Genomic DNA, 24,619 nt, shown 5'->3' on the forward strand with positions numbered 1-24,619 from the left:
TTTTCTTAATAGATAAACATGGCATCTCCAAAACTGAAGAAGCGGTAGTGTTCTTGGATGGCATGGTGATAGGCATCTAGGACTAAGTCACGACCTGCAAAGGCAGAAACTAGCATGACAAGAGTTGATTTTGGCAGGTGGAAGTTGGTTGAAAAGGCATCTACGACCTTCCAGTCGTAGCCTGGTTTGATAAAGATATTGGTCCAACCAGAATCTGCTTGGATTTGCCCATCAAACTTGGAACCGATGGTTTCCAGTGTGCGAATCGAAGTGGTTCCAACAGCGATGACGCGACCTCCATTTTCCTTGACTGAGCGAAGGGTGGCAGCTGCTTCATCAGAAAGTTGGTAGAACTCCGAGTGCATTTCGTGTTCGTCCAGATTGTCAACAGAGACAGGTCTAAAGGTTCCGAGTCCGACATGGAGAGTGAGATAGACCAGATGAACACCCTTGGCTTGGATTTCTGCTAGCAGTTCTTTGGTGAAGTGCAATCCAGCAGTTGGTGCTGCAGCAGAGCCACTCTCTTTAGCGTAGACCGTTTGATAACGTTCACGGTCATCCAATTTTTCATGGATATAAGGTGGTAGTGGCATTTCACCCAGACTTTCCAAAACTTCTAGGAAAATTCCTTGGTATTCAAAGCGGACAATGCGGCCCCCGTGGGTTAATTCTTCGGTAACGACAGCGCTGAGGCGGCCATCGCCAAAGCTGACACGAGTACCAACCTTGAGACGTTTGGCAGGTTTAGCCAGAACTTCCCACTCATCACCTGCAGTATTTTTGAGCAGGAGAAGTTCCACATGACCTCCTGTTTCTTCCTTTTGACCATAGAGGCGGGCAGGGAGAACGCGAGTGTCGTTCATAACAAGGGCATCACCAGGTTCCAGCATATCAATAATGGAGTGGAAGTGTTTATCCTGCATTTCTCCCGTCTCACGATTAACGATAAGAAGTTTAGACGCATCACGTTTTTCAAGTGGTGTTTGGGCAATCAATTCCTCAGGTAAGTGGAAATCAAAATCAGCTGTATTCATTTTTTTCATCATTCTTTCTAAGTTCTAATCCTATCCATTATAACATGTTTCAAGTTTGGACGCTCTTTTTTTGGAAAATAAATCGTTTTCACTTGACAAAAATTGGTCTATACCATATAATAAATATAGAAATATGGAGGATATAAAATGAAAGTTATTAAAGTTGAAAACCAAATTGAAGGTGGAAAAGTAGCTTTTGAGATTTTGAAGGAAAAATTGGCCAATGGTGCTCAAACATTAGGACTTGCGACAGGAAGTAGTCCACTTGAATTTTACAAGGAAATCGTTGAGAGTGACCTTGATTTTTCAAATCTGACTAGTGTGAACCTTGATGAGTATGTAGGGCTTGATGGGGACAATCCACAATCTTATCGTTACTTCATGCAAGAAAACTTATTCAACCAAAAACCATTTAAAGAAAGCTTCTTGCCACGTGGTGTTAAGGACAATGCTGAAGAAGAAGTAGAACGCTATAATCAAATTTTGGCTGACCATCCAGTTGATTTGCAAATCTTGGGGATTGGTCGCAATGGACACATCGGCTTTAACGAGCCAGGAACTCCATTTGATAGCCAAACGCATTTAGTAGAACTTGATCAATCTACCATCGAAGCCAATGCTCGCTTCTTTGACAAGATTGAAGATGTTCCAACCCAAGCCATTTCAATGGGAATTAAAAACATCTTGGATGCCAAGTCAATTATTCTCTTTGCTTACGGTGAGTCAAAAGCAGAAGCCATTGCCGGAACAGTATCAGGCCCAGTGACTGAGAATCTCCCAGCAAGCAGTCTACAAAACCACCCTGATGTGACGATCATCGCAGATGCAGAAGCGCTCAGCTTACTTGAAAAGTAAAAATACAAGAACCACTTGCTCTTTGGAGTGAGTGGTTTTTTGATTCTTTATAAATAGCAGGAATTTTTTATTATATTCTATGAAAGGTTAATTTAGTTTGTAAAATAATTTATTTGAAATATAAAACATTAGTATAAATATTCCTAAAAACAAACATAAAGAGCGCTTAATATAATGATGTTTAAAACTTTGCTCATTTAGCTCACTTAATAGAAAAAAAGTTATTATTCTAGGATAATTTAGTAGCTAAATCATTAAAAATAATGTATAATATCTTAAAAAATAATTTTAGGAGATTCTAATGGGAAAAGAATTATTTAATCCACACCTTCGTAAGTTTTCTATTCGGAAACTAAACGTGGGTGTTTGCTCTGTGCTCTTGTCTACCTTGGTTCTATTGGGAGTGACGTCTCAGGTTAGCGCTGATGAAACAAGTGCTTCTGGTGTCCAAAATGAGATTTCGCGAACGGATATTGCTGAACCATCAGCAACTTCTACAGCACCAACAAATTCTGAAGCTTCTGTAGTTGCTTCAGCTACTGAAGCTCCTCAATCCGCTGAAAATAGTCAACCTGCAAACTCAGCTTCAGAATCTATTGACAAACCAAAGAATGAACAGCCAGTTGTTTCTGAAACACCTCAACCTTCTGTTGAGAAGCCGGTTGCTTCTACAGAAATGAAGCCTGCAGAGAGTGCCAATTCAGCTTCAACTGAAGCTAGCTCAGAAGCTGTAAGTGCTTCAAGAGCTACAGAACAACCAGTAGCGACTAGGGAGGCTACGCAACCTACACGTTCTCGCCGAGCACGTCGAGATGCTACACCTACTGGTTTACGTGATGGAGATCCTAACAACACAATTGAAAAACCAACTTTAGCAGATTCCGAAAAGAAACGCCCTGCGGATCTAGTTAAGCAAATTAACTGGTTAGATTTTGGTGATAGTCAGGCATTTAAAGGACTTGATACTGACGGTTCTCTTAAAGTAGGTAGTGTTTATGAGAAGGAAATTTCTCCAGGATATGTCGTTAAATTAACAGTTACGGAACTAAAACCTTTCCACTCAACTGAGATTTATCGTGCTCGTGTAGCAGGAACATCTTATGAAAACAGTTATGATCCTGATGCTAAAAATACCTGGTTTAGATATGTACCTGCAGACTATAATCGCCAAGTTAATGAGGGTGATTCTGCACGACCAAAAATCATTGGGGCTCCTATGAACCAATGGACATCTCTTCGTGAGCAGGGAATTGATACTAATGGTCGGAAGACACAGTTACAAGTACCTAAAAATGGTGCAAGCTATGGTGTGAAGTTTAAGGTTGAAGCAACATATCTAAACAAGCCTGTTAAGGCCACAGTGGTTATGGCGGATGGAGAAGAAGCAAACCCAGGTGAATATGCTATCTTTACGACCAATGGTAAAGGATGGGAACATTTAGCTGAATGGAAACGTGTGTCACCACAAGGTAAAGTGATTACAGATACCTACGCACCAATGAATCCTAATCGACTTGGTCAGTATATTGGTGACAATGCAACGACTCCAACGATTGACTGGACAAAATTTACAAATCCTGATCAAAGAACAGGTGGCTTAGGCTCACAAGTATTTGGTCCAAACACTTCTAAAGACCATACTGTGCCAATTGTGATGACTCGTGAAGCATCAGAAGTTGGAATTTATATTGCATCTTCTGGTCAGCAAGCTGCTATGATTGGTTTCATGGTTGTAGATACTGGAGATGCTCCTGAAAGTTATGGAAATGCAGTTCATACTATTTCTGGTTACAATGCTGCTACGGGAGCACAAAATCCACAACCTTACCTTGGTCGAAAACCTGCTGATATTGATACTACGTCAGGTAATGATTGGACCCATGATGATAGTACAGATCATGCTGATGAAGGGATTGATCAGCTTTTACCATCAGACTTAGTTGGTAAGACTCATGAGTTATTCCAAGCAGATCGTCTTCGTGATGGTGATTATTCGCTTCGTTTCCATGCTTCAGCTAATGGAAATGAAAAAGCTTATGTTCGAGCTTGGATTGATTTCAATAATAACGGTAAATTTGATGAAAATGAAGCTAGTGATTTTACAGAAGTAACAAATGAAGGCGACTATACCGTTACTTTTAGAAATCACCCACCTATGAACGATGATAACGTTAAGAAGCTAGGAATGCGTGTTCGTATTGCCTTAAACCAAGGTGATATCGAAAAACCAACTGGCACAGCTTTTAGTGGTGAAGTTGAAGACTTACAAGTTAACCTTACTTATCCACCAAAAGGTGAGAAGAAGGAAACAAAGGGCTTACGCGATCAACAACAACAAACAAGCTTACGCTTCACACCTCGTGGTTATTCTAAAGAAGACGAGAATGCTAGAACAACGATTGATACTAATAAGGCGCCTGTCGTTTTAGATAATAATGGACGTGAATTAACAGCAGATGCAGAAGGTTGGTATACAACCGCAGAAGGACGTTACAAGGTGACGCCAAATGGTGACAATGTTGATGTTGTCTTCGTTCCAAATGCTGGATACGTAGGTACTACATCAGGTATTAACATCCGTCGCTTTGACAACAATGGAGCAAGCACAGAATGGACTGCAAAAAATAATTCAGAGCCTATTGTCAACCAACCTCTAAATTCTATGGATGCTCGTTATGTTCCTACTGTAGTTGATTTTACTGAACATCGTTCAACTGATGCTCAAGGTTTACCGCAAGTAAAAGATATTTTATTTACTGATGGGAATCCAGCTAACACACCGGTTCAACCATCTGCAAGTAATCCTGCTACTTTCTTGGATGGAAACGGAGAACCTATCTCAGGAACTAGTATTCCTGCAACATCAGGTGGTAAAGAAGTTGGTACCTTTAACCTAGATCCAACTACGGGTCGAGTAACCTTTACCCCAAATAAATCATTTGTTGGAACTGTTGATCCGATTAAATTAAAAGTAAATGATGCAAGTGGTAATGATCACTTTGCCACTTATCAACCAACTGTTACCCGAGTTGTTCCAACATCCCAAAACGCAAGTTCTGAAGGTATTCAAGGTGCAGAGCAATCTGGGAACTTGGTCTTCACTCCAGGTGATAACCGTATTCCAATTGATGAATCAATTGCACCAACTTTTGACAACGGTCAGCCAACGAAAGAGGTTCCTGGCGTTGGAACTTATAAGGTGGACAGTACAGGTCGCGTTACTTTCCAACCAGTTCCTGGCTACTCTGGACGTCCAACTGCAGAAACTGTTAAGCGTGTAGATAAGAACGGAACAGAAGTAACAGCTACCTATCAAGCGGATGTTAAGGCTGCAACTCCAACAGGGCAAGGAGCAGAGACTACTGGACTCCAGGGTCAAAAACAAGATAGCCACCTTACCTTTACTCCTGGTCAAGCAACTATCAATGGACAAAATGAGACTGTACCATTTGCACCAGAAGGTCCACAGTTTGTGGTTGATGGACAAGTTCAACAAGGTAACAGCTTACCAGTACATGATGCTAGCGGTAAACTTCAAGGAACTTATACTGTTCAACCAAATGGGGATATTAGCTTCCAACCAGCACCTGATTTCTATGGAACGCCAACTCCTGCAACTCTTCGTGTGACAGATAAGAATGGTTCTACTGCTGAAGCAGTTTATCAACCTACGGTGACTAAAGTCACTCCAACAAGTACAAATGATACATCAACTGGTCTGCAAGGACAGCCACAAAGCGGTAAGCCAACCTTTACAGCAGGCGATCCAGCAGTTCCACTAGATGATACGAAACCAATGACTTTCGAAGATGGTCAGTCAACGAAGACCGTTCCGGGTGTAGGTGAATACAGCATCAATTCTGATGGTTCTATCACCTTTACTCCAGAAAAACAATACGTTGGAACTCCAGCTCCAGTAACAGTGAAACGTGTAGATAAGAACGGTACAGAAGTTACTGCGACTTATACTCCAACAGTGACTAAGGTAACCCCAACTTCAACAGACGCCACTTCAAATGGTATCCAAGGTCAACCGCAAAAAGGTACCCCAACCTTCACAGAAGGTAATCCATTGGTTCCACTTGATGATACAAAACCAGTGACATTCGAAGATGGTCAATCAACGAAAACAGTTCCGGGTGTAGGTGAATACAGCATCAATCCAGATGGATCTATTACCTTTACACCAGACAAACAATATGTTGGTACACCAACTCCAGTCACAGTGAAACGTGTAGATAAGAACGGTACAGAGGTTACTGCGACTTATACACCAACAGTGACTAAGGTCACTCCTACAGGAACTGGCGCAACCAGCACAGGTCCTCAGGGTGTTCCACAAACCGGGACTCCAACGTTTGCTGGTGGTGATCCACTGGTTCCAATTGATGAAACAGTCGAGCCAACCTTCGAAGATGGAAGCAAAGAGAAATCTATTCCAGGCCAAGGAACTTACACGATTACACCAGATGGTACAGTGACCTTCACACCAGACAAACAGTTTGTTGGAAACCCAGATCCAGTCACAGTCAAACGAGTAGATAAGAATGGCACCCCAGTTACTGCGACTTACAGCCCAGAGTTTACGAAAGTGACACCAACTGGAACAGGTGATAAGACAGAGGGTCTGCAAGGTCAGGTCCAAGAAGGTAAAGTGACCTTCACTCCAGGCCATGACTCAGTTCCATTTCCAGCTGATTCAACTCCACTATTTGACAATGGTACAACTGTGAAAGAAGTGCCAAATGTCGGTAAGTTCGAAGTGGACGCAGATGGCAAGGTGACCTTCACTCCAGACAAACAGTTCAAGGGTGAAACACCAGAGCTTGAATTGACTCGTGTGGATGCCAATGGAACTCCTGTTACTGTCAAGTACCAAGCGGTGGTGAAAGAAGTAGTTCCAACTTCAACGAATGCCACTTCAAATGGTATCCAAGGTCAACCGCAAAAAGGTACCCCAACCTTCACAGAAGGTAATCCATTGGTTCCACTTGATGATACAAAACCAGTGACATTCGAAGATGGTCAATCAACGAAAACAGTTCCGGGTGTAGGTGAATACAGCATCAATCCAGATGGCTCTATTACCTTTACACCAGAAAAACAATACGTTGGCACACCAGATCCAGTCACAGTCAAACGAGTAGATAAGAATGGAACAGAAGTCACTGCGACTTATACCCCAACAGTGACTAAGGTAACCCCAACTAGCACTAACGCAACGAGCACAGGTCCTCAGGGTGTTCCACAAACTGGCACTCCAACCTTCCAAGGTGGCGATCCATTGGTTCCAATCGATGAAACAGTAGAGCCAACCTTCGAAGATGGAAGCAAAGAGAAGTCTATTCCAGGTCAAGGAACTTACACGATTACACCAGACGGTACAGTGACCTTCACACCAGACAAACAGTTTGTCGGAAACCCAGATCCAGTCACAGTCAAACGAGTAGATAAGAATGGCACCCCAGTTACTGCGACTTACAGCCCAGAGTTTACGAAAGTGACACCAACTGGAACAGGTGATAAGACAGAGGGTCTGCAAGGTCAGGTCCAAGAAGGTAAAGTGACCTTCACTCCAGGCCATGACTCAGTTCCATTCCCAGCTAATTCAACTCCACTATTTGACAATGGTACAACTGTGAAAGAAGTACCCAATGTTGGTAAGTTCGAAGTGGACGCAGACGGTAAGGTGACCTTCACTCCTGATAAACAGTTCAAGGGTGAAACACCAGAACTTGAATTGACTCGTGTGGATGCCAACGGAACTCCTGTTACTGTCAAGTACCAAGCGGTGGTGAAAGAAGTAGTTCCAACCAGCACTAACGCAACGAGCACAGGTCCTCAAGGTGTCCCTCAAACAGGCACCCCAACTTTCCAAGGTGGTGATCCACTGGTTCCAATCGATGAAACAGTAGAGCCAACCTTCGAAGATGGAAGCAAAGAGAAATCTATTCCAGGTCAAGGAACTTACACGATTGCGCCAGATGGTACAGTGACCTTCACACCAGATAAGCAGTTTGTTGGAAACCCAGATCCAGTTACAGTCAAACGTGTAGATAAGAACGGCACCCCAGTCACTGCGACTTACAGTCCAGAGTTTACTAAGGTGATTCCAACTGGTAAAGATACTTCTTCAGTGAACATTAAGGGGCTTGTTCAAACGGGTACGCCAACATTTGAAGGTGGTAATCCGCTTGTTCCAATCGATGAAACCGTGGCAGCAACATTTGAAGATGGATCAACTGAAAAAGTGATTCCAGGTGAAGGAACTTACGCAATCTCACCAGATGGCACCGTTACCTTCACTCCAGAAGCTAATTTTGTAGGAAAAGGAACTGGCGTAACAATCGTTCGTAAGGATAAGAACGGTACCCCAGTTACTGCAAGCTATCGTCCAACAGTTGTAGATCCATCTACTGGTCATGATACGGCTTCTACAGGAGCAAAAGGCCAACCACAAGTAGCAACCCCAACGTTTGAAGGACATATCGATTCGACTGTACCACCAACCTTTGAGGATGGTAGCACGACTATGGTTGTTCCGGGTGAAGGAAGCTATACAATTGATAAAGATGGTAAGATTACCTTTACACCAGAACCAGACTTTGTTGGTACAGCTAAAGGATTGGTTGTGAAACGTCTGGATATGTATGGAAATGTAGTTATTGCTCATTACACACCAACTGTCCTTGGACAAACACAAGTGAGTGATGCGACATCCGAAGGTCTTAAAGGTCAAACTCAGACTGGTAAACCAAACTTTACAGGTGATGTCGATCTGACAGTTCCGCCAACCTTTGAAGATGGAACAACTGAAAAAGTCGTTCCAGGTGAAGGAACTTATGTAATCTCACCAGATGGCACCGTCACCTTTACCCCTGAGGCAGACTTTGTAGGACAAGCCAAAGGTGTGAAAGTGATCCGTAAAGACCGTAATGGAAATATCATTTCAGGATTCTATACTCCAACAGTAGTAGAACTTCCTGTAGTTGAAAATCCAGAACAACAAGGTATTACAGAAGAAAGAACTACTAAAACTCTTCCAAATACGGGTTCTGAGGAGACATCTCACTTGACAGCTGGTCTATTGGCTGCTTTATCAGGTATGGGATTAATTTCTCTAGCTCAAAGAAAAAAATCTGAGGAAGAATAATTAGTGGTGAAAGTCATCTGGTAAGTTGTTTTAGATACTTGATTGAAATGATTACATTCATTGCTATCTAAGAAGATATCAGTCTAACAGAAAGAGAGAACCAATTGGTTCTCTCTTTTTGGTAATTGATTTGAAAATCGTCTAATTATTTTGCCTCAATTGTTCACTATCCTGCTAAAGTGGTATAATAAAGTTATTCAGAGGGGGCTCGAAGTTTTGATTTAATCACAGCCTTTCAAACTCATTTTCATTGGCAGAATCTAGAGGCTTCTTTTATGGAACTTCGAAGAATACTCAAATCAGACGGGATGCTCTTACTGGCTTGTGAATACAATAAGTTATCTTACTTTTTACCAGAGGTCCAAAGCGAAGAAGCATTTAGACGATTCTTGTTATCAGTAGGGTTTGAGCTCGTAACTAGTCAAAGAAAGGGATCATGGATCCTTTATAAAATTCGTTAAGAATCTGTTAAAAAGTAGCTTTTTTAAAATCTTTTACAGGAGGAATCAGAATGAATACGAAGAATAGGAATTTGATAGAAGATAATAAAAAAGCTGAAAACAAAAGCTTTCTCTATTATTTACACGAGGAAAAAGTATTTGATTCGGACTCGCTGGCTGATTTATGTCGCTACGTAGAAAAGCTCGATTCTATTAGTATAGATCAGATGAGGGATTTGCATTTTATTGAAAATCAAATTCTTCGTCATCTGGTATATCATTTTGATAGCAATGACTTGAGTAAGATTTCAAGTCTTCCTGATGAATATTGGGAATATATTGAGCCTTTTGAACAAGCAGTAACAAAGTTGTATGATTTGATAAAGTATAGGTAAGAAAGTAATTAATAAACTGGAAAATAGGAATAAATGTAGGTTTCCTCTTGACAATTATTCATTTTGCATGTAAAATAGAATAGATCTTGAACTTGAAGGGAGTGAAAAAAATGTCTAAAACAGTAGTACGTAAGAATGAATCTCTTGACGATGCACTTCGTCGTTTCAAACGTGCGGTTACTAAAGCTGGTACTCTTCAAGAAACACGCAAACGTGAATTCTATGAAAAACCTTCTGTAAAACGTAAACGTAAATCAGAAGCAGCTCGTAAACGTAAAAAATTCTAATTTGAAATGAAAGGCTAGACTTGTCTAGTCTTTTTTTGCACAATGTTTAGAGGAAGAAATTGTTATGAGAGAGTATATAAAAGAATATCAAAAGATGCGTGAAAATCACTTGGAAGATTGGGGTTATTGTGCTGATCCGATAGATTGGAAGGAATTTGAAGAGTCAAACCAAAGAATTTTTGAAAAGTATTTGACCGATTCAAAAGTATTGTCTGACAAGGTTTTAAGGGTAAAATTGTACAGTAGCTTATTGCTAGATGATACTAAATATTTTGCCTATTATGCTGCGTTTTTAGATGGGGATTATAAGCAGTTAAACAACGCTCTATGGCAAACAGGAAGAACCGGGTTGTTGAGAGGTGGTTTGTTGGCAAGTGGAACCATCTACACAGATGGGATTTTGAAAGGCTTGTTTACCTCTTTTGCTTGTAACGATTTTTCAGTCATTCCATCATTCATCCCCAAAGATTTACCCTTGTTGAAAGGAACTTATTATCCAGAAAATGTGATGAATCTTTTATACGCTCTTTATTATCAAGATGAAGAAAGATTATTCGAGTCGCTCTCGCTGGCACAACATTTTTTGGAGAAGAAAAAACGAACTGGTATGGAAGAATTTTCTGTTCGGTATTTTATAAACTTGGCAAGAAAAGATGCTGTTGCATTAAGTGAGTCCTTACAAAGTTTATGCCAAGCTTATCAGAGACGAGGTTATCCTTATGAAAAGATTGATAAGTGCTTTGCGGATGAGATTCATGGTCTATATCGATTGGTACGATTTTTTGACCATTCCTTGTTCGAAGAAGTCAGCATGCCGTCTCATAAGACTTTTTTGAAGGACTTTGAAGAATGGCAAGTCCAAAATCAGTTTCCACAAGGTCAACAGTTCTATACCTATCCTCAAGATATGGCTGATGCAAACAGAATATTAACAAAAGGTCTTCCAAGGATTTACTTAGAAAAATCTGGAAGGGACTTGGTGATAGACGTTGACCGATTTGCAGTAGATTTGTCTCGGTTAATTTGAAGGAGTACGAAAAGACTTCCTAGTCAAATCTTTTCCCAAGCAACATCAAATAAATACTGTAAATTCTGCAAAAAAAGGAAACTTCCTCCTACAATCTGATATAATAGTAGGGAGAACTCGATTGAAGGAGGAAATTATGTCGGTTTTAGTAAGAGATGTCATTGAAAAACTCAGACTAGATATTGTCTATGGTGAAGGCGAATTACTTGAAAAAGAAATCAATACTGCAGACATTATGAGACCTGGTCTTGAAATGACGGGCTATTTTGATTACTATACACCAGAACGGATTCAGCTGTTAGGGATGAAGGAGTGGTCCTATTTAGTTGCCATGCCTGCCCAGAACCGTTATCAAGTTTTGAAGAAAATGTTTCTACCTGAAACACCTGCGGTTATCGTGGCTCGTGGTCTGGTAGTACCCGAGGAAATGTTGAGGGCTGCTAGAGAATGCAAGATTGCGATTTTAACCAGTCGAACAGCAACCAGTCGTTTATCTGGAGAACTTTCTAGCTACCTTGATTCCCGTTTGGCTAAACGTACCAGTGTGCACGGTGTCTTGATGGATATCTATGGCATGGGTGTCTTGATCCAAGGGGATAGCGGTATCGGTAAGAGCGAGACAGGTCTTGAACTTGTGAAGCGTGGACACCGTTTAGTAGCAGACGATCGTGTAGATATTTATTCTAAGGATGAGATGACTCTTTGGGGCGAACCTGCTGAAATCTTGAAACATTTACTTGAGATTCGTGGAGTTGGGATTATCGATATCATGAGTCTCTATGGTGCAAGTGCTGTAAAAGATTCTTCACAAGTTCAGCTAGCAGTTTATTTAGAAAATTATGATACGCATAAGACCTTTGACCGTCTAGGAAACAATGCCGAAGAACTCGAAGTTTCTGGTGTAACAATTCCGCGTATCCGCATTCCAGTAAAAACAGGACGAAATATCTCCGTTGTTATTGAGGCAGCTGCCATGAACTATCGTGCTAAAGAAATGGGCTTTGATGCGACACGTTTATTTGAAGAACGCTTGACAAATCTAATCGCTCAAAATGAGGTGAAACATGATTAATCCAGTCGCATTTGAAATTGGTCCCTTTGCTATTCGTTGGTATGCTTTGTGTATTGTAGCTGGTTTGGTTTTAGCAGTTTATCTTGCCATGAAAGAAGCTCCTAAAAAGAAAATCCTATCAGATGATATTTTGGATTTTATCCTGATTGCTTTTCCGGTAGCTATTTTAGGTGCTAGGCTATACTACGTACTCTTTCGCTTAGATTATTATCTGCAAAATCCAGGTGAAATCATCGCCATTTGGAATGGTGGTTTGGCCATTTATGGAGGTTTGATAGCGGGCGCTATTGTCCTTTATATCTTTGCAGATAGAAAGCTGATTAATACTTGGGATTTCTTAGATATTGCAGCACCGAGTGTCATGATTGCCCAGAGTTTAGGGCGCTGGGGGAACTTCTTTAACCAAGAAGCTTATGGTGCAGCAGTAGATAGTCTGGATTATTTGCCGGGCTTCATTCGTGACCAGATGTACATTGATGGTAGCTACCGTCAGCCGACCTTCTTATATGAGTCGGTTTGGAATCTGATTGGATTTGCTTTGATTCTAATTTTTAGACGAAAATTGAAGGGAATCAGACGTGGTCATATCACTGCTTTCTACTTGATTTGGTATGGTTTTGGTCGTATGATCATCGAAGGAATGCGGACGGATAGTCTCATGTTCTTTGGTCTGCGAGTTTCCCAATGGTTATCAGTTATCCTTATCGGACTCGGTATTTTTATCATACTTTATCAAAATCGAAAGAAAGCCCCTTTCTATCATACAGAGGAGGAAAAATAAATGTTAGAAGTTGCATATATACTTGTTGCGATTGCTTTGATTGTCTGTTTAGTCTATTTGACAATCACGATTCAAAAAGCAGGTCGTATGATTGATGAAACAGAGAAAACCATCAAAACGTTGAGCTCAGATGTGAACGTTACCTTGCATCAGACTAATGAATTGTTGGTTAAGGTCAATGTGTTAGCAGACGATATCAATATCAAAGTTGCGACGATTGATCCACTTTTTACAGCTGTGGCAGACTTGTCTGAGTCAGTTTCTGACCTCAACCAACATGCACGTGTTTTAGGCAAAAAAGCTTCATCTGCTGGTTCAAAGACCATTAAAACAGGTGCAGGCTTGTCAGCTCTTCGTGTCGCAAGTAAATTTTTCAAAAAATAAAAAAGGAGAAATCTTATGGGAAAACTATCCTCTATCCTTTTAGGAACAGTTTCAGGTGCAGCTCTTGCTTTGTTTTTGACGAGTGACAAGGGTAAGCAAGCTTGTAGTCAAGCTCAGGATTTTCTAGATGATTTGAGAGAAGATCCAGAATATGCTAGAGAGCAAGTCTGTGAGAAATTGACAGAAGTGAAGGAACAGGCAACTGACTTTGTGCTGAAGACAAAGGAACAAGTAGAATCTGGTGAAATCACTTTTGATAGTGTCCTTGACCAAGCTAAAAACTGTGCTCGACAAGCGACAGAAGCGTCAAAGGAAACCTTTAACAATCTCAAGGAGCAGTGGCAAGAACAGTCAGCAACTCCAGACGTCGCTGAAGACCAAGAAGAAATCATCATCGATATTACTGAAGTATAAGGTATCACCATCTCTGGTTTTTGGAGATGGTGATTTTTATCTGGGAAGCCGTCTTTGTGGTATAATAAGTACTATGCAGAAAAAACCAACGTCCGCCTATGTGCATATTCCCTTTTGCACACAGATTTGTTATTATTGTGACTTTTCAAAAGTATTTATCAAGAATCAACCAGTAGATAGTTACCTGGAGCATCTGCTAGAGGAGTTTCGTTCTTATGATATCCAAAAGTTGTCAACTCTCTACATCGGAGGTGGGACGCCAACGGCTCTGTCCGCTCCGCAATTAGAGCTGCTCTTAGATGGCTTGTCTAAAAACTTGGACTTGTCTGTCTTGGAAGAGTTGACCATTGAGGCCAACCCAGGCGATTTGGACGCGGATAAGATTGCGGTTTTGAAACAGTCGCCAGTCAATCGTGTTTCCTTAGGTGTGCAGACTTTTGATGACAAAATGCTGAAAAAGATTGGGCGCAGTCACTTGGAGAAGGATATTTATGAAAATATCGACCGCCTCAAACTGGCTGATTTTGACAATATCTCCATCGACTTGATTTATGCATTGCCTGGTCAGACCATGGAGCAAGTCAAGGAAAATGTAGCTAAGGCTATCTCGCTTGATATTCCTCATATGAGCCTTTATAGCTTGATTTTGGAAAATCATACGGTCTTTATGAACCGCATGAGACGAGGGAAATTGCCCCTGCCCAAGGAGGAACTGGAAGCGGAGATGTTTGAGTACATCATCGCAGAACTGGAGCGAGCTGGTTTTGAGCATTATGAGATTTCCAATTTTTCTAAATCCGGATTTGAAAGTCGCCACAATCTCATGTACTGGGACAATGCTGAGTATTATGGTATCGGTGCGGGTGCTTCAGGTTATGTCAATGGGGTACGTTATAAAAACCACGGTCCTATCCGCCACTATCTCAATGCGGTAGAGGCAGGAAATGCTCGGATTACAGAAGAACACCTGAGTCAAAGGGAGCAGATGGAAGAAGAAATGTTCCTAGGCCTCCGCAAGAAATCTGGGGTTTCCATGGCGCGATTTGAGGAAAAATTCGGACGGTCCTTTGATGGACTTTATGGAAAAATTGTCAGGGACTTGACACAACAAGGTCTTATGCAGATCGATGGTGATCGTGTCCGAATGACAAAGAGAGGTCTCTTTTTAGGAGACACCGTAGCAGAACGATTTATTTTGGAGTAGAACAATGGGCTTAACTTATCAAATGAAAATGAAAATTCCTTTTGATATGGCGGACATGAACGGTCATATCAAACTTCCAGATGTGATTTTGCTGTCCCTGCAAGTATCAGGTATGCAGTCGATTGAACTGGGAGTTAGCGACAAGGACGTATTGGAGCGTTACAATCTGGTCTGGATTATCACGGATTATGAAATTGAAGTGGTTCGCTTGCCTCGCTTTGCTGAAGAGATTACGATTGAAACAGAAGCTTTGAGCTATAATCGTCTCTTTTGCTATCGTCGCTTCACTCTCTACGATGAAGCAGGTCAAGAAATCATTCGCATGGTAGCAACCTTTGTTCTCATGGACAGAGACAGTCGTAAAGTTCATGCTGTCGAACCGGAGATTGTTGCTCCTTATCAGTCTGAGTTTGATAAAAAACTCATCCGTGGGCCAAAGTATGCAAATCTAGAAGATCCGATCAGTAAAGACTACCATGTTCGTTTTTACGACTTGGATATGAATGGTCATGTCAATAATAGCAAATACCTAGATTGGATTTTTGAGGTCATGGGAGCAGACTTTTTGACCAAGTATATTCCAAAGAAAATCAATCTCAAGTATGTCAAAGAAGTGCGACCAGGTGGTATGATTGCTTCAGCGTATGAACTCAAGGGATTAGAAAGCAAGCATGAGATTATCAGTGATGGGGAGATCAATGCTCAAGCTATGATTACGTGGCAAGAAATTGAAGGCAATTAGAAAGGACGATATGGCTTATAAAGGTTATTTAATTGATTTAGACGGAACCATTTACAAGGGGAAAGACCGGATTCCGGCAGGTGAGGCTTTTGTGCATGAGTTGCAAAAGCGAGAAATTCCCTATCTCTTTGTGACCAACAATACAACTCGTACTCCTGAGAGCGTTCAAGAAATGTTGGCTCAGAATTTTAACATTAATACCCCCCTATCAACTGTCTATACAGCAACTCTGGCAACCATCGACTATATGAACGACTTGGGACTGGAAAAGACAGTCTATGTCATTGGTGAAGCAGGGCTCAAGGATGCTATCCAGGCGGCAGGTTATGTCGAAGACAAGGAAAATCCAGCCTATGTGGTCGTTGGACTGGACTGGCAAGTTGACTATGAAAAATTTGCCACAGCAACTCTAGCTATCCAAAAGGGTGCTCACTTTATCGGAACCAACCCTGACCTCAATATCCCAACAGAGCGTGGTCTCTTGCCAGGTGCTGGTTCACTAATTACACTTATTGAAGTAGCAACACGTGTAAAACCAGTTTATATCGGAAAACCGAATGCCATCATCATGGACAAGGCAGTTGAGCACTTGGGCTTGGATCGAGAAGACTTGCTCATGGTTGGGGACAACTATCTGACGGATATTCGAGCAGGCATTGACAATGGCATTTCAACGCTCTTGGTGACGACAGGTTTTACCAAGGCAGAAGAAGTGGCTGACCTGCCAATTGCACCAACACATGTGCTTTCTAGCCTAGAGGAGTGGGATTTTGATGAAAACTAAACTAACCTTTTGGGGAAGTATGCTCTTTCTCCTCTCTCTTTCTATTCTTCTGACCATTTATCTGGCATGGATTTTCTATCCTTTGGAGATTGAGTGGCCAAACTTAGTGGATCGAGTCTATCTAAAGCGAGAAACCATTCTGTATAACTTTCATATCTTGATGAATTACCTGACCAATCCCTTTAGTCAGGTTTTGGAGATGCCAGATTTTCGTTCATCAGCGGCTGGTTTACATCACTTTGCGGTGGTGAAGAATCTCTTTCACCTAGTTCAGCTAGTTGCCCTAGTGACACTACCAAGTTTTTATTTTTTTGATAGAAAGATTGTAAAAAAAGGTTTTCTCCCTCTATATCGTAAAAGTATCCTAACTCTAGTACTATTGCCCCTGATCATTGGGCTTGTAGGAGTGTTGATTGGTTTTGAGCAATTCTTTACTCTTTTCCATCAGATTCTCTTTTGGGGAGATGATACCTGGCTTTTTGATCCAGCAAAGGATCGAGTTATTCTGATTTTACCAGAGATTTTCTTCCTCCATGCCTTTGTACTTTTCTTTGCTTTGTATGAAGGAATATTAGGTTTCCTTCTTGTCGAGGCTTCAAGGAAAAAGTAGATAAAATTCTGTATTTTTTAATAAAAACCGAGAGAAGTCGCTCTGCTCCCTATTTATTGTTAGGTTATCCTAAAGATAAACTTGCAAAGCAGGAGATTTTTGCAGAAAACAGTCTATTTTCTATGAAAAAATAGGCTTTTTTTCTAAAAATACCTAGTCAAGCGCTTTATTTTTTTGTATAATAGAAATAGCAAGTATAAATAAAAGAAGAGAAAAGCATGATTACACTATTTTTATCACCGAGTTGTACATCATGTCGTAAGGCAAAGGCTTGGTTAGAGACGCATAAAGTGCCCTTTCAAGAGCATAATATTATGACTAGTCCTTTAACAAGAAAAGAATTACAACATATTCTTTCCTTGACCGAAAATGGTACTGATGACATCATTTCAACTCGTTCAAAAATTTTTCAAAAATTGGATATTGATGTAGAGAGTATCTCGGTATCAGAGTTGCTTCAGTTGATTGAGCAATATCCTAGTCTTTTGCGTCGCCCAATTATTATAGATACCAAACGTATGCAAATCGGTTTTAATGAAGATGAGATTCGTGCTTTTCTCCCTCGTAGTTACCGTAAACAAGAATTGAAAGAAGCAACATTGAGAGCTGGTATTGGATAGATGAACAAACAGTATAGTTACCCACTAGATTTGTCGTGGAGCACTGAAGAACTTGCTTCAGTGCTTTCTTTTTTTAATGATGTTGAAGCTGCTTATGAAGATAAGGTAGAAGCAAAAAAACTGCTAGATTCTTATAAGGAATTTAAGTCTGTCGTCCCGAGCAAAAGTGAAGAAAAGCGCCTAGGTCGCGAATTTGAGACGGCTAGCGGTTATTCCTGCTATCATGCAGTTCAATTAGCAAAAGAAAAAAGAGAAGGGAAGATTTCTCTTGGAAACTAAATTTGAATTTGCCAAACAGATTGTGCAGGAAGCTGCTAACTATATTTTGGCTCACATGAAAGAAGATTTGCAGGTTGAGCGCAAGTCCTCCCCTACAGACTTGGTGACGCGTTTGGACAAGGAGGTCCAGGAACTCTTGGTTGATCGGATCAAGTACTCCTATCCTGAGGACTTGATTTGCGCGGAAGAGGGTTGTTTACGTGCTGCAGTCGGTCAAGGTTCCGTTTGGGTGATTGATCCCATTGACGGTACCAATAACTTTGTCGCCCAGCAGGAAGATTTTGCTGTGATGTTGGCTTATTTTGAGGATGGTGTGGGCAAATTTGGTATCATCTATGATGTCATGAAAGGTGATTGTTACCATGGTGGTGGTGCCTTTCCTCCTTGCCGCAATAATGAGCCCTTACCGCCTTTTAAAAAGAAACCTCTTCAAGAATTTTTAGTTGCTGGTAACTCAGGTATGTTTGAAAGCAATGAGTGGGGCTTGGGTGATTTGGGTCGAGCAGCGTTGGGTGTCCGTGTTTACGGCAGTGCGGCCATTAGTTTTGCCAAGGTTTTATCGGGTCGTCTTTTGACTTATATTACCTACTTGCAGCCATGGGATTACGCTGCGGCCAGTATCTTAGGGGAAAGTCTGGGTTATCGCCTTCTTACGGTATCGGGTGAGCCTGCTGATTTTAAAACGCGTCAGCCTGTCATGATGGTGCCAATCGAGATGCAAGAAGAGATTCAGTCTTATATCTACGAAAGGAAAGAGAACTAAATGCAATTTCCAGAAGGATTTGTTGAAAAATATGAAGCGATACTAGAAGACGAGGCAAGAGACTTTCTTGCCTCTTTTAAACAAGAAGCAGTTTCGGCTTTTCGGGTCAATCCCTTAAAAGAAAGTCAGTTATCGTTTGCAGATGCTATTCCCCATACACCTTGGGGGTATTATGGTAAGGTTTCTGGGAAATCTCCAGAGCATGTGACCGGTTTCGTTTATTCGCAAGAGCCTGCAGCCCAAATGGTGGCCCAGGTAGCTCAACCAATTCCTGGCATGAAGGTCTTGGACTTGGCGGCGGCTCCAGGTGGAAAATCCACTCAACTAGCAGCTTATCTGGCTAATCAAGGAGTCCTTGTTTCCAACGAAATCTCAAGCAAGCGTGCTAAAATTTTAGTGGAAAATATGGAGCGATTTGGAGCTACAAACGTTGTTGTGACTAATGAATCTGCTGACCGATTGGCCAAGGTTTTTAAAGGTTACTTTGATGTGATTGTCCTTGATGCACCTTGCTCGGGTGAAGGGATGTTTCGTAAGCAGCCCGATGCCATGGATTATTGGAGTACCGATTATCCTAGTCAATGTGCTAGTCTTCAAAGAGAAATTTTAGAAGATGCAGTGACCATGCTTGCAGAAGGTGGCAGTTTGGTCTATTCGACCTGTACTTGGGCACCTGAGGAAAATGAAGAAATCGTCCACTGGTTACTGGACACTTATGATTTTGAACTGCTTCCGGTTGAGCATGTGAACGGTATGGTAGCAGGAATTGATCTTCCTGAAACGGCTCGGATGTACCCTCATCATTTCAAGGGAGAAGGTCAGTTTGTTGCCCACCTGCAGTTTAAGGGACAAAATCCAGCACCTAAATTCAAGGCTAGCAAAAGCAATCTCAGTCAGGAACAGCTGGCCTTGTGGCAAGAATTTGCCCAAAAACACTTGCGAGTCAATCTAACTGGTATCTTGCAGACTTTTGGAGACCAACTCTATCTCTTGCAAGAGATGCTACCGGATCTAGGGAAACTCAAAATTGCTAGGAATGGCCTCCATCTGGGTACTTTTAAGAAGAAACGCTTCGAACCAAGCTTTGCTCTGGGATTAGCCTTGAAACCAAGTCAAGTAAAACAAAGTGTCGAAATCAATGATAACGACTTTGTAAAATATGTGGCTGGTGAGACTGTTCAATTGTCTGAAGCTCGACCAAATGGCTGGTACCAAGTTGTGGTTCAAGGAAATGGATTAGGCTTTGCCAAGGTAACGGGAAATGTTTTGAAAAATTATTATCCTAAAGGACTCAGATTCAGGTGAAAAAGCTAGTCAAAGAACCTATTCTATGTTATAGTGGAAGTATGAGTTTTTTCTGATAGTCTTTCATTATTACTTATATTATACGATGGAATTGTCCGCTCCGAAGAATGACTAGATAAAATAAAGTGGGACAATCATTGATGATTATTGGATGATCAGGACAAACGGAAGAAATCAGAACATTTATCATTATGTTCAAGGAGAATAACAGTGAAAAAAAGAAAAAAGCTCGTCATGTCTCTTGCAGCTCTTTTGATAGCAGGTTCTCTTGCAGGATGTGCTAGCTGGATTGATCGTGGAGAATCCATGACAGCCGTTGGTTCAACTGCTCTTCAGCCTCTTGTCGAAGCGGCAGCAGATGAATTCGGTTCTAGAAACATCGGAAAAACAGTCAATGTTCAAGGTGGTGGATCGGGTACAGGCCTATCTCAAGTCCAGTCTGGAGCAGTTGACATCGGGAACTCTGACGTCTTTGCAGAGGAAAAAGAAGGAATCGATGCTTCAGCTCTGGTAGACCACAAGGTTGCAGTGGCTGGTCTTGCAGTGATTGTAAACAAGGAAGTGGATGTTGAAAATCTCACAACCGAGCAACTTCGCAAAATCTTTACAGGTGAAGTGACCAACTGGAAAGAAGTTGGGGGCAAAGACCTGGCCATTTCAATCATCAACCGAGCAGCAAGTTCTGGTTCACGAGCGACGTTTGATACGGTGATTATGAATGGCCAAGCGGCAATGCAGAGCCAAGAACAGGATTCTAACGGGATGGTCAAGTCGATTGTATCCCAAACGCCTGGAGCCATTTCTTACCTGGCTTTTGCCTATGTAGATGACTCCGTGAAAAGCATGAAACTGAATGGGTATGAACCTACATCTGAGAATGTAACGACCAACAATTGGCCTTTGTGGTCTTATGAACATATGTACACACTTGGTCAGCCAAATGAGTTAGCTGCTGAATTCCTGAATTTCGTCCTCTCAGATGAAGCCCAAAATGGGATTGTTAAGGGAATGGGCTATATTTCCATCAATGAAATGAAAGTCCAAAAGGATGCTTCAGGTACCGTTACAGCAGTAGAAGGAGGTCAATAATGAATCAAGAAGAATTATCTAAAAAATTACTCTCTCCTTCAAAGAACTCTCGCCTTGAGAAGTTTGGTAAAGGTTTGACCTTCACCTGCCTTTCTTTGATTGTTATCATTGTGGCCATGATTTTGATTTTTGTAGCCCAAAAAGGCTTATCGACCTTCTTTGTTAATGGGGTCAACATCTTTGATTTCCTCTTTGGACAAACTTGGAATCCTTCAGGAAAACAATTTGGTGCCCTTCCGATGATTTTGGGTTCCTTTATTGTGACGATTTTATCAGCTCTCATCGCAACACCCTTCGCTATTGGTGCTGCAGTCTTTATGACAGAAGTATCACCAAAGGGTGCAAAGATTTTGCAACCAGCCATTGAACTCCTCGTTGGGATTCCTTCAGTCGTCTATGGATTTATCGGTTTGCAAGTTGTGGTGCCTTTTGTTCGTAGCGTCTTTGGTGGAACTGGTTTCGGGATTTTGTCAGGGATTTTCGTTCTCTTTGTCATGATCCTACCAACTGTAACCTTTATGACAACAGACAGCTTGCGTGCTGTTCCTCGTCATTACCGTGAAGCCAGTTTGGCTATGGGAGCCACTCGTTGGCAAACCATCTGGCGTGTGACCTTGAAAGCAGCACGTTCAGGTATTTTCACTGCAGTGGTCTTTGGGATGGCGCGTGCCTTCGGTGAAGCCCTTGCTATTCAGATGGTGGTCGGAAACTCAGCAGTTATCCCAACCTCGCTAACAACACCAGCTGCGACCTTGACATCTGTATTGACTATGGGTATCGGAAATACCGTCATGGGAACGGTTGATAATAACGTTCTCTGGTCACTGGCCTTGGTATTGCTCTTGATGAGTTTGGCCTTTAACAGTGTGATTAAATTGATTACGAAAGAACGAGGAAAGAAAAACTATGCACGCTAAGAAATTAGATAAACTTGCAACAGCTGTCCTCTATACCATCGCGGGTATCATCGTTGCCATCTTGGCATCTTTGATTCTCTATATCTTGGTGAGAGGGTTACCTCACATCTCTTGGTCCTTCTTGACTGGGAAATCTTCCTCTTATCAAGCAGGTGGGGGTATCGGGATTCAGCTCTACAATTCCTTCTTCCTTTTGGTCATTACCTTGATTATTTCTGTTCCCCTATCTATGGGAGCTGGCGTTTTCCTCGCTGAGTATGCCAAAAAAGGACCTGTGACCAATTTTATTCGTACCTGTATTGAGATTTTGTCTTCTCTACCATCAGTTGTTGTTGGTCTCTTTGGTTACTTGATCTTTGTAGTCCAGTTTGAGTATGGATTTTCAATCATTTCGGGTGCCTTGGCCTTGACGGTCTTTAACCTCCCTCAGATGACTCGTAATGTTGAGGACAGTTTAAAACACGTTCACCATACGCAACGTGAGGCTGGTCTTGCTCTTGGAATTTCTCGTTGGGAGACGGTGGTCCATGTCGTCATTCCAGAAGCTCTTCCAGGTATCGTAACGGGTGTTGTTTTGGCATCTGGCCGTATCTTTGGTGAGGCCGCCGCTCTTATCTATACGGCAGGACAATCTGCTCCAGCCCTTGACTGGTCTAACTGGAATATCCTCAGTGTTACCAGCCCTATCTCAATCTTCCGTCAAGCAGAAACCTTGGCGGTCCACATCTGGAAGGTCAACAGTGAAGGAACCATTCCTGATGCTACCATTGTATCTGCTGGTTCTGCCGCTGTGCTCCTCATCTTTATCTTGATCTTTAACTTTGGAGCACGCAAACTCGGAAGCTATTTACACAAGAAATTAACCGCTGCCTAAAGGAGAAGCCATGTCAAAATATAACTGGGATGAAAAGCATATCATCACCTTCCCTGAAGAAAAAGTGGCCCTCTCTACCAAGGATTTACATGTTTACTATGGTAAAAATGAATCCATCAAGGGCATCGATATGCAATTTGAAAAAAATAAAATAACAGCCTTGATTGGTCCTTCTGGATCAGGGAAATCTACTTATCTTCGCAGTCTCAATCGGATGAATGATACCATTGATATTGCCAAGGTAACAGGTCAAATCCTCTACCGAGGGATTGACGTCAACAGACCTGAAATCAATGTCTATGAGATGCGAAAGCATATCGGAATGGTCTTCCAACGTCCAAATCCATTTGCTAAGTCTATCTATCGCAACATCACTTTTGCTCATGAACGTGCAGGTGTTAAGGATAAGAAAGTACTTGATGAAATTGTAGAAACCTCTCTGAGACAGGCTGCCCTATGGGATCAGGTCAAAGACGACCTTCACAAATCAGCCTTGATGCTTTCTGGAGGTCAGCAGCAACGTCTCTGTATCGCTCGTGCCATCTCTGTCAAGCCAGATATCCTCTTGATGGATGAACCGGCGTCAGCCTTGGATCCGATTGCGACAGCCCAGCTGGAAGAAACCATGTTGGAATTGAAGAAGGACTTTACCATCATCATCGTTACCCACAGTATGCAGCAGGCTGCGCGTGCAAGTGACTACACTGGATTTTTCTACTTGGGTGATTTGATTGAGTATGATAAGACATCCAATATTTTCCAAAATGCTAAGTTACAATCAACCAATGACTATGTAACGGGACACTTTGGTTAGAAAGGAAACGGTATGTCAGAAGCGATTTTACAGGTGTCAGACCTGTCCGTTTATTACAATAAAAAGAAGGCCTTGAATAGTGTTTCCCTTTCTTTCCAACCTAAGGAAATAACGGCCTTGATTGGACCTTCTGGATCAGGAAAGTCTACCCTGCTCAAAGCCATCAACCGCATGGGCGATTTAAATCCTGAAGTGACAACAACGGGATCAGTAGTCTATAATAGCCACAATATCTATAGTCCTCGTACAGATACGGTTGAATTGCGTAAGGAAATCGGCATGGTTTTCCAACAACCCAATCCATTCCCTATGTCTATCTACGAAAATGTTGTCTATGGGCTACGTATCAATGGGGTTAAGGATAAACATGTTTTGGATGAAGCAGTAGAAAAGGCCTTGCAACGTGCTTCTATCTGGGATGAAGTAAAGGATCGTTTGCATGATTCGGCCATTGGTCTCTCTGGTGGACAACAACAACGTGTTTGTGTTGCTCGTGTCTTAGCAACCAGTCCGAAAATTATCCTCTTAGATGAACCAACATCAGCTTTGGATCCTATTTCTGCAGGTAAGATTGAGGAAACCTTGTATGGTCTGAAAGATAAGTACACCATGCTCTTGGTTACACGTTCGATGCAACAAGCCTCTCGTATCTCTGATAAAACAGGATTTTTCCTAGATGGGGATTTGATCGAGTTTAACGATACTAAGAAGATGTTCCTAGACCCACAAAACAAGGAAACAGAAGATTATATTACAGGAAAATTTGGATAAGGAGT

At 41.7% G+C, this 24,619-nt stretch carries 23 protein-coding genes and 1 pseudogene; 23 read left to right on the forward strand and 1 reads right to left on the reverse strand.

All coding sequences use genetic code 11. The features are described 5' to 3' along the window. Positions 1 to 5 precede the first annotated feature (5 nt). Complete coding sequence (gene queA, locus MP387_RS03225; protein WP_242748034.1) at positions 6 to 1,034, reverse strand: tRNA preQ1(34) S-adenosylmethionine ribosyltransferase-isomerase QueA; 1,029 nt, start codon at positions 1,032 to 1,034, stop codon at positions 6 to 8. Between the two features lie 147 nt (positions 1,035 to 1,181). On the opposite strand from queA, the gene MP387_RS03230 reads away from it, so the two are divergent. The 23 genes and pseudogenes from MP387_RS03230 to pstB (MP387_RS03340) all read left to right on the forward strand — a co-directional run bounded on the left by MP387_RS03230 (position 1,182) and on the right by pstB (MP387_RS03340) (position 24,614). Continuing rightward, positions 1,182 to 1,889, forward strand: a complete 708-nt coding sequence (locus MP387_RS03230; protein ID WP_061852482.1) for a glucosamine-6-phosphate deaminase — start codon at positions 1,182 to 1,184, stop codon at positions 1,887 to 1,889. A gap of 301 nt (positions 1,890 to 2,190) precedes the next feature. Then, entirely contained in the window at positions 2,191 to 9,042 is a 6,852-nt protein-coding gene (locus MP387_RS03235) for a CshA/CshB family fibrillar adhesin-related protein (RefSeq protein WP_242747652.1), read from the forward strand. Positions 9,043 to 9,254: 212 nt separating this feature from the next. Then, a pseudogene (locus tag MP387_RS03240) lies at positions 9,255 to 9,503 on the forward strand (class I SAM-dependent methyltransferase); the annotation flags it as partial. Positions 9,504 to 9,553: 50 nt separating this feature from the next. Continuing rightward, positions 9,554 to 9,877 (forward strand): hypothetical protein, encoded by a 324-nt coding sequence (locus MP387_RS03245; protein ID WP_242747654.1) that lies wholly within the window; start codon positions 9,554 to 9,556, stop codon positions 9,875 to 9,877. A 110-nt stretch (positions 9,878 to 9,987) separates the two neighbouring features. Beyond that, positions 9,988 to 10,164, forward strand: coding sequence for a 30S ribosomal protein S21 (gene rpsU, locus MP387_RS03250; RefSeq protein WP_000048054.1), 177 nt, complete (start codon positions 9,988 to 9,990; stop codon positions 10,162 to 10,164). Between the two features lie 64 nt (positions 10,165 to 10,228). Next, a complete protein-coding gene (locus MP387_RS03255) occupies positions 10,229 to 11,191 on the forward strand; it encodes a hypothetical protein (protein WP_242747656.1) in 963 nt (320 codons plus the stop codon). Between the two features lie 136 nt (positions 11,192 to 11,327). Continuing rightward, on the forward strand, positions 11,328 to 12,263 hold the full coding sequence (gene hprK, locus MP387_RS03260) for an HPr(Ser) kinase/phosphatase (protein WP_000115190.1): 936 nt from the start codon (positions 11,328 to 11,330) through the stop codon (positions 12,261 to 12,263). Next, positions 12,256 to 13,044, forward strand: a complete 789-nt coding sequence (lgt, locus tag MP387_RS03265; protein WP_000609707.1) for a prolipoprotein diacylglyceryl transferase — start codon at positions 12,256 to 12,258, stop codon at positions 13,042 to 13,044. Before hprK ends, lgt begins: the two co-directional genes overlap by 8 nt. Beyond that, positions 13,045 to 13,428, forward strand: coding sequence for a DUF948 domain-containing protein (locus MP387_RS03270; RefSeq protein WP_000895033.1), 384 nt, complete (start codon positions 13,045 to 13,047; stop codon positions 13,426 to 13,428). A 15-nt stretch (positions 13,429 to 13,443) separates the two neighbouring features. Further along, positions 13,444 to 13,842, forward strand: a complete 399-nt coding sequence (locus MP387_RS03275; RefSeq protein WP_242747658.1) for a YtxH domain-containing protein — start codon at positions 13,444 to 13,446, stop codon at positions 13,840 to 13,842. 73 nt (positions 13,843 to 13,915) lie between these two features. Beyond that, positions 13,916 to 15,046, forward strand: a complete 1,131-nt coding sequence (hemW, locus tag MP387_RS03280; RefSeq protein ID WP_242747660.1) for a radical SAM family heme chaperone HemW — start codon at positions 13,916 to 13,918, stop codon at positions 15,044 to 15,046. A 4-nt stretch (positions 15,047 to 15,050) separates the two neighbouring features. Beyond that, the gene (locus MP387_RS03285; RefSeq protein ID WP_242747662.1) at positions 15,051 to 15,788 is read left to right on the forward strand and encodes an acyl-[acyl-carrier-protein] thioesterase; all 738 of its coding nucleotides are present in this window, start codon (positions 15,051 to 15,053) and stop codon (positions 15,786 to 15,788) included. Positions 15,789 to 15,798: 10 nt separating this feature from the next. Continuing rightward, positions 15,799 to 16,572 (forward strand): TIGR01457 family HAD-type hydrolase, encoded by a 774-nt coding sequence (locus tag MP387_RS03290; RefSeq protein WP_242747664.1) that lies wholly within the window; start codon positions 15,799 to 15,801, stop codon positions 16,570 to 16,572. Further along, entirely contained in the window at positions 16,562 to 17,182 is a 621-nt protein-coding gene (locus MP387_RS03295) for a TIGR01906 family membrane protein (RefSeq protein WP_242747666.1), read from the forward strand. The genes MP387_RS03290 and MP387_RS03295 overlap by 11 nt, the downstream gene beginning before the upstream one ends. A 218-nt stretch (positions 17,183 to 17,400) precedes the next feature. Next, positions 17,401 to 17,802 carry a Spx/MgsR family RNA polymerase-binding regulatory protein gene (locus MP387_RS03300; RefSeq protein WP_000631261.1) on the forward strand — a complete coding sequence of 134 codons (402 nt, stop codon included), beginning with the start codon at positions 17,401 to 17,403 and terminating at the stop codon, positions 17,800 to 17,802. Then, positions 17,803 to 18,081: a UPF0223 family protein gene (locus MP387_RS03305; RefSeq protein ID WP_061866043.1), complete on the forward strand. Its 279-nt coding sequence runs from the start codon at positions 17,803 to 17,805 to the stop codon at positions 18,079 to 18,081. Further along, positions 18,071 to 18,844: an inositol monophosphatase family protein gene (locus MP387_RS03310; RefSeq protein ID WP_242747668.1), complete on the forward strand. Its 774-nt coding sequence runs from the start codon at positions 18,071 to 18,073 to the stop codon at positions 18,842 to 18,844. The genes MP387_RS03305 and MP387_RS03310 overlap by 11 nt, the downstream gene beginning before the upstream one ends. Continuing rightward, positions 18,845 to 20,149 carry an RsmF rRNA methyltransferase first C-terminal domain-containing protein gene (locus tag MP387_RS03315; protein WP_242747671.1) on the forward strand — a complete coding sequence of 435 codons (1,305 nt, stop codon included), beginning with the start codon at positions 18,845 to 18,847 and terminating at the stop codon, positions 20,147 to 20,149. Between the two features lie 210 nt (positions 20,150 to 20,359). After that, positions 20,360 to 21,238, forward strand: coding sequence for a phosphate ABC transporter substrate-binding protein PstS (locus MP387_RS03320; RefSeq protein WP_242747673.1), 879 nt, complete (start codon positions 20,360 to 20,362; stop codon positions 21,236 to 21,238). Beyond that, complete coding sequence (pstC, locus tag MP387_RS03325) at positions 21,238 to 22,155, forward strand: phosphate ABC transporter permease subunit PstC (protein ID WP_001070951.1); 918 nt, start codon at positions 21,238 to 21,240, stop codon at positions 22,153 to 22,155. The genes MP387_RS03320 and pstC overlap by 1 nt, the downstream gene beginning before the upstream one ends. After that, positions 22,145 to 23,029 (forward strand): phosphate ABC transporter permease PstA, encoded by an 885-nt coding sequence (gene pstA, locus MP387_RS03330; RefSeq protein WP_000543050.1) that lies wholly within the window; start codon positions 22,145 to 22,147, stop codon positions 23,027 to 23,029. Before pstC ends, pstA begins: the two co-directional genes overlap by 11 nt. 10 nt (positions 23,030 to 23,039) lie before the next feature. Continuing rightward, on the forward strand, positions 23,040 to 23,843 hold the full coding sequence (pstB, locus tag MP387_RS03335) for a phosphate ABC transporter ATP-binding protein PstB (protein ID WP_000049851.1): 804 nt from the start codon (positions 23,040 to 23,042) through the stop codon (positions 23,841 to 23,843). A 12-nt stretch (positions 23,844 to 23,855) separates the two neighbouring features. Next, the gene (gene pstB, locus MP387_RS03340) at positions 23,856 to 24,614 is read left to right on the forward strand and encodes a phosphate ABC transporter ATP-binding protein PstB (protein ID WP_242747675.1); all 759 of its coding nucleotides are present in this window, start codon (positions 23,856 to 23,858) and stop codon (positions 24,612 to 24,614) included. Positions 24,615 to 24,619: the final 5 nt, after the last annotated feature.

Origin of the sequence: Streptococcus oralis (genome assembly GCF_022749195.1) — a bacterium.
Lineage (GTDB): Bacteria > Bacillota > Bacilli > Lactobacillales > Streptococcaceae > Streptococcus > Streptococcus oralis_CI.

Bases quoted from the DNA above. Each gene is read 5' to 3' on its own strand.
- queA (WP_242748034.1), bottom strand. From the start codon at position 1,034: ATGAATACAGCTGATTTTGATTTCCACTTACCTGAGGAATTGATTGCC.
- MP387_RS03230 (WP_061852482.1), top strand. From the start codon at position 1,182: ATGAAAGTTATTAAAGTTGAAAACCAAATTGAAGGTGGAAAAGTAGCT.
- MP387_RS03235 (WP_242747652.1), top strand. From the start codon at position 2,191: ATGGGAAAAGAATTATTTAATCCACACCTTCGTAAGTTTTCTATTCGG.
- MP387_RS03245 (WP_242747654.1), top strand. From the start codon at position 9,554: ATGAATACGAAGAATAGGAATTTGATAGAAGATAATAAAAAAGCTGAA.
- rpsU (WP_000048054.1), top strand. From the start codon at position 9,988: ATGTCTAAAACAGTAGTACGTAAGAATGAATCTCTTGACGATGCACTT.
- MP387_RS03255 (WP_242747656.1), top strand. From the start codon at position 10,229: ATGAGAGAGTATATAAAAGAATATCAAAAGATGCGTGAAAATCACTTG.
- hprK (WP_000115190.1), top strand. From the start codon at position 11,328: ATGTCGGTTTTAGTAAGAGATGTCATTGAAAAACTCAGACTAGATATT.
- lgt (WP_000609707.1), top strand. From the start codon at position 12,256: ATGATTAATCCAGTCGCATTTGAAATTGGTCCCTTTGCTATTCGTTGG.
- MP387_RS03270 (WP_000895033.1), top strand. From the start codon at position 13,045: ATGTTAGAAGTTGCATATATACTTGTTGCGATTGCTTTGATTGTCTGT.
- MP387_RS03275 (WP_242747658.1), top strand. From the start codon at position 13,444: ATGGGAAAACTATCCTCTATCCTTTTAGGAACAGTTTCAGGTGCAGCT.
- hemW (WP_242747660.1), top strand. From the start codon at position 13,916: ATGCAGAAAAAACCAACGTCCGCCTATGTGCATATTCCCTTTTGCACA.
- MP387_RS03285 (WP_242747662.1), top strand. From the start codon at position 15,051: ATGGGCTTAACTTATCAAATGAAAATGAAAATTCCTTTTGATATGGCG.
- MP387_RS03290 (WP_242747664.1), top strand. From the start codon at position 15,799: ATGGCTTATAAAGGTTATTTAATTGATTTAGACGGAACCATTTACAAG.
- MP387_RS03295 (WP_242747666.1), top strand. From the start codon at position 16,562: ATGAAAACTAAACTAACCTTTTGGGGAAGTATGCTCTTTCTCCTCTCT.
- MP387_RS03300 (WP_000631261.1), top strand. From the start codon at position 17,401: ATGATTACACTATTTTTATCACCGAGTTGTACATCATGTCGTAAGGCA.
- MP387_RS03305 (WP_061866043.1), top strand. From the start codon at position 17,803: ATGAACAAACAGTATAGTTACCCACTAGATTTGTCGTGGAGCACTGAA.
- MP387_RS03315 (WP_242747671.1), top strand. From the start codon at position 18,845: ATGCAATTTCCAGAAGGATTTGTTGAAAAATATGAAGCGATACTAGAA.
- pstC (WP_001070951.1), top strand. From the start codon at position 21,238: ATGAATCAAGAAGAATTATCTAAAAAATTACTCTCTCCTTCAAAGAAC.
- pstA (WP_000543050.1), top strand. From the start codon at position 22,145: ATGCACGCTAAGAAATTAGATAAACTTGCAACAGCTGTCCTCTATACC.
- pstB (WP_000049851.1), top strand. From the start codon at position 23,040: ATGTCAAAATATAACTGGGATGAAAAGCATATCATCACCTTCCCTGAA.
- pstB (WP_242747675.1), top strand. From the start codon at position 23,856: ATGTCAGAAGCGATTTTACAGGTGTCAGACCTGTCCGTTTATTACAAT.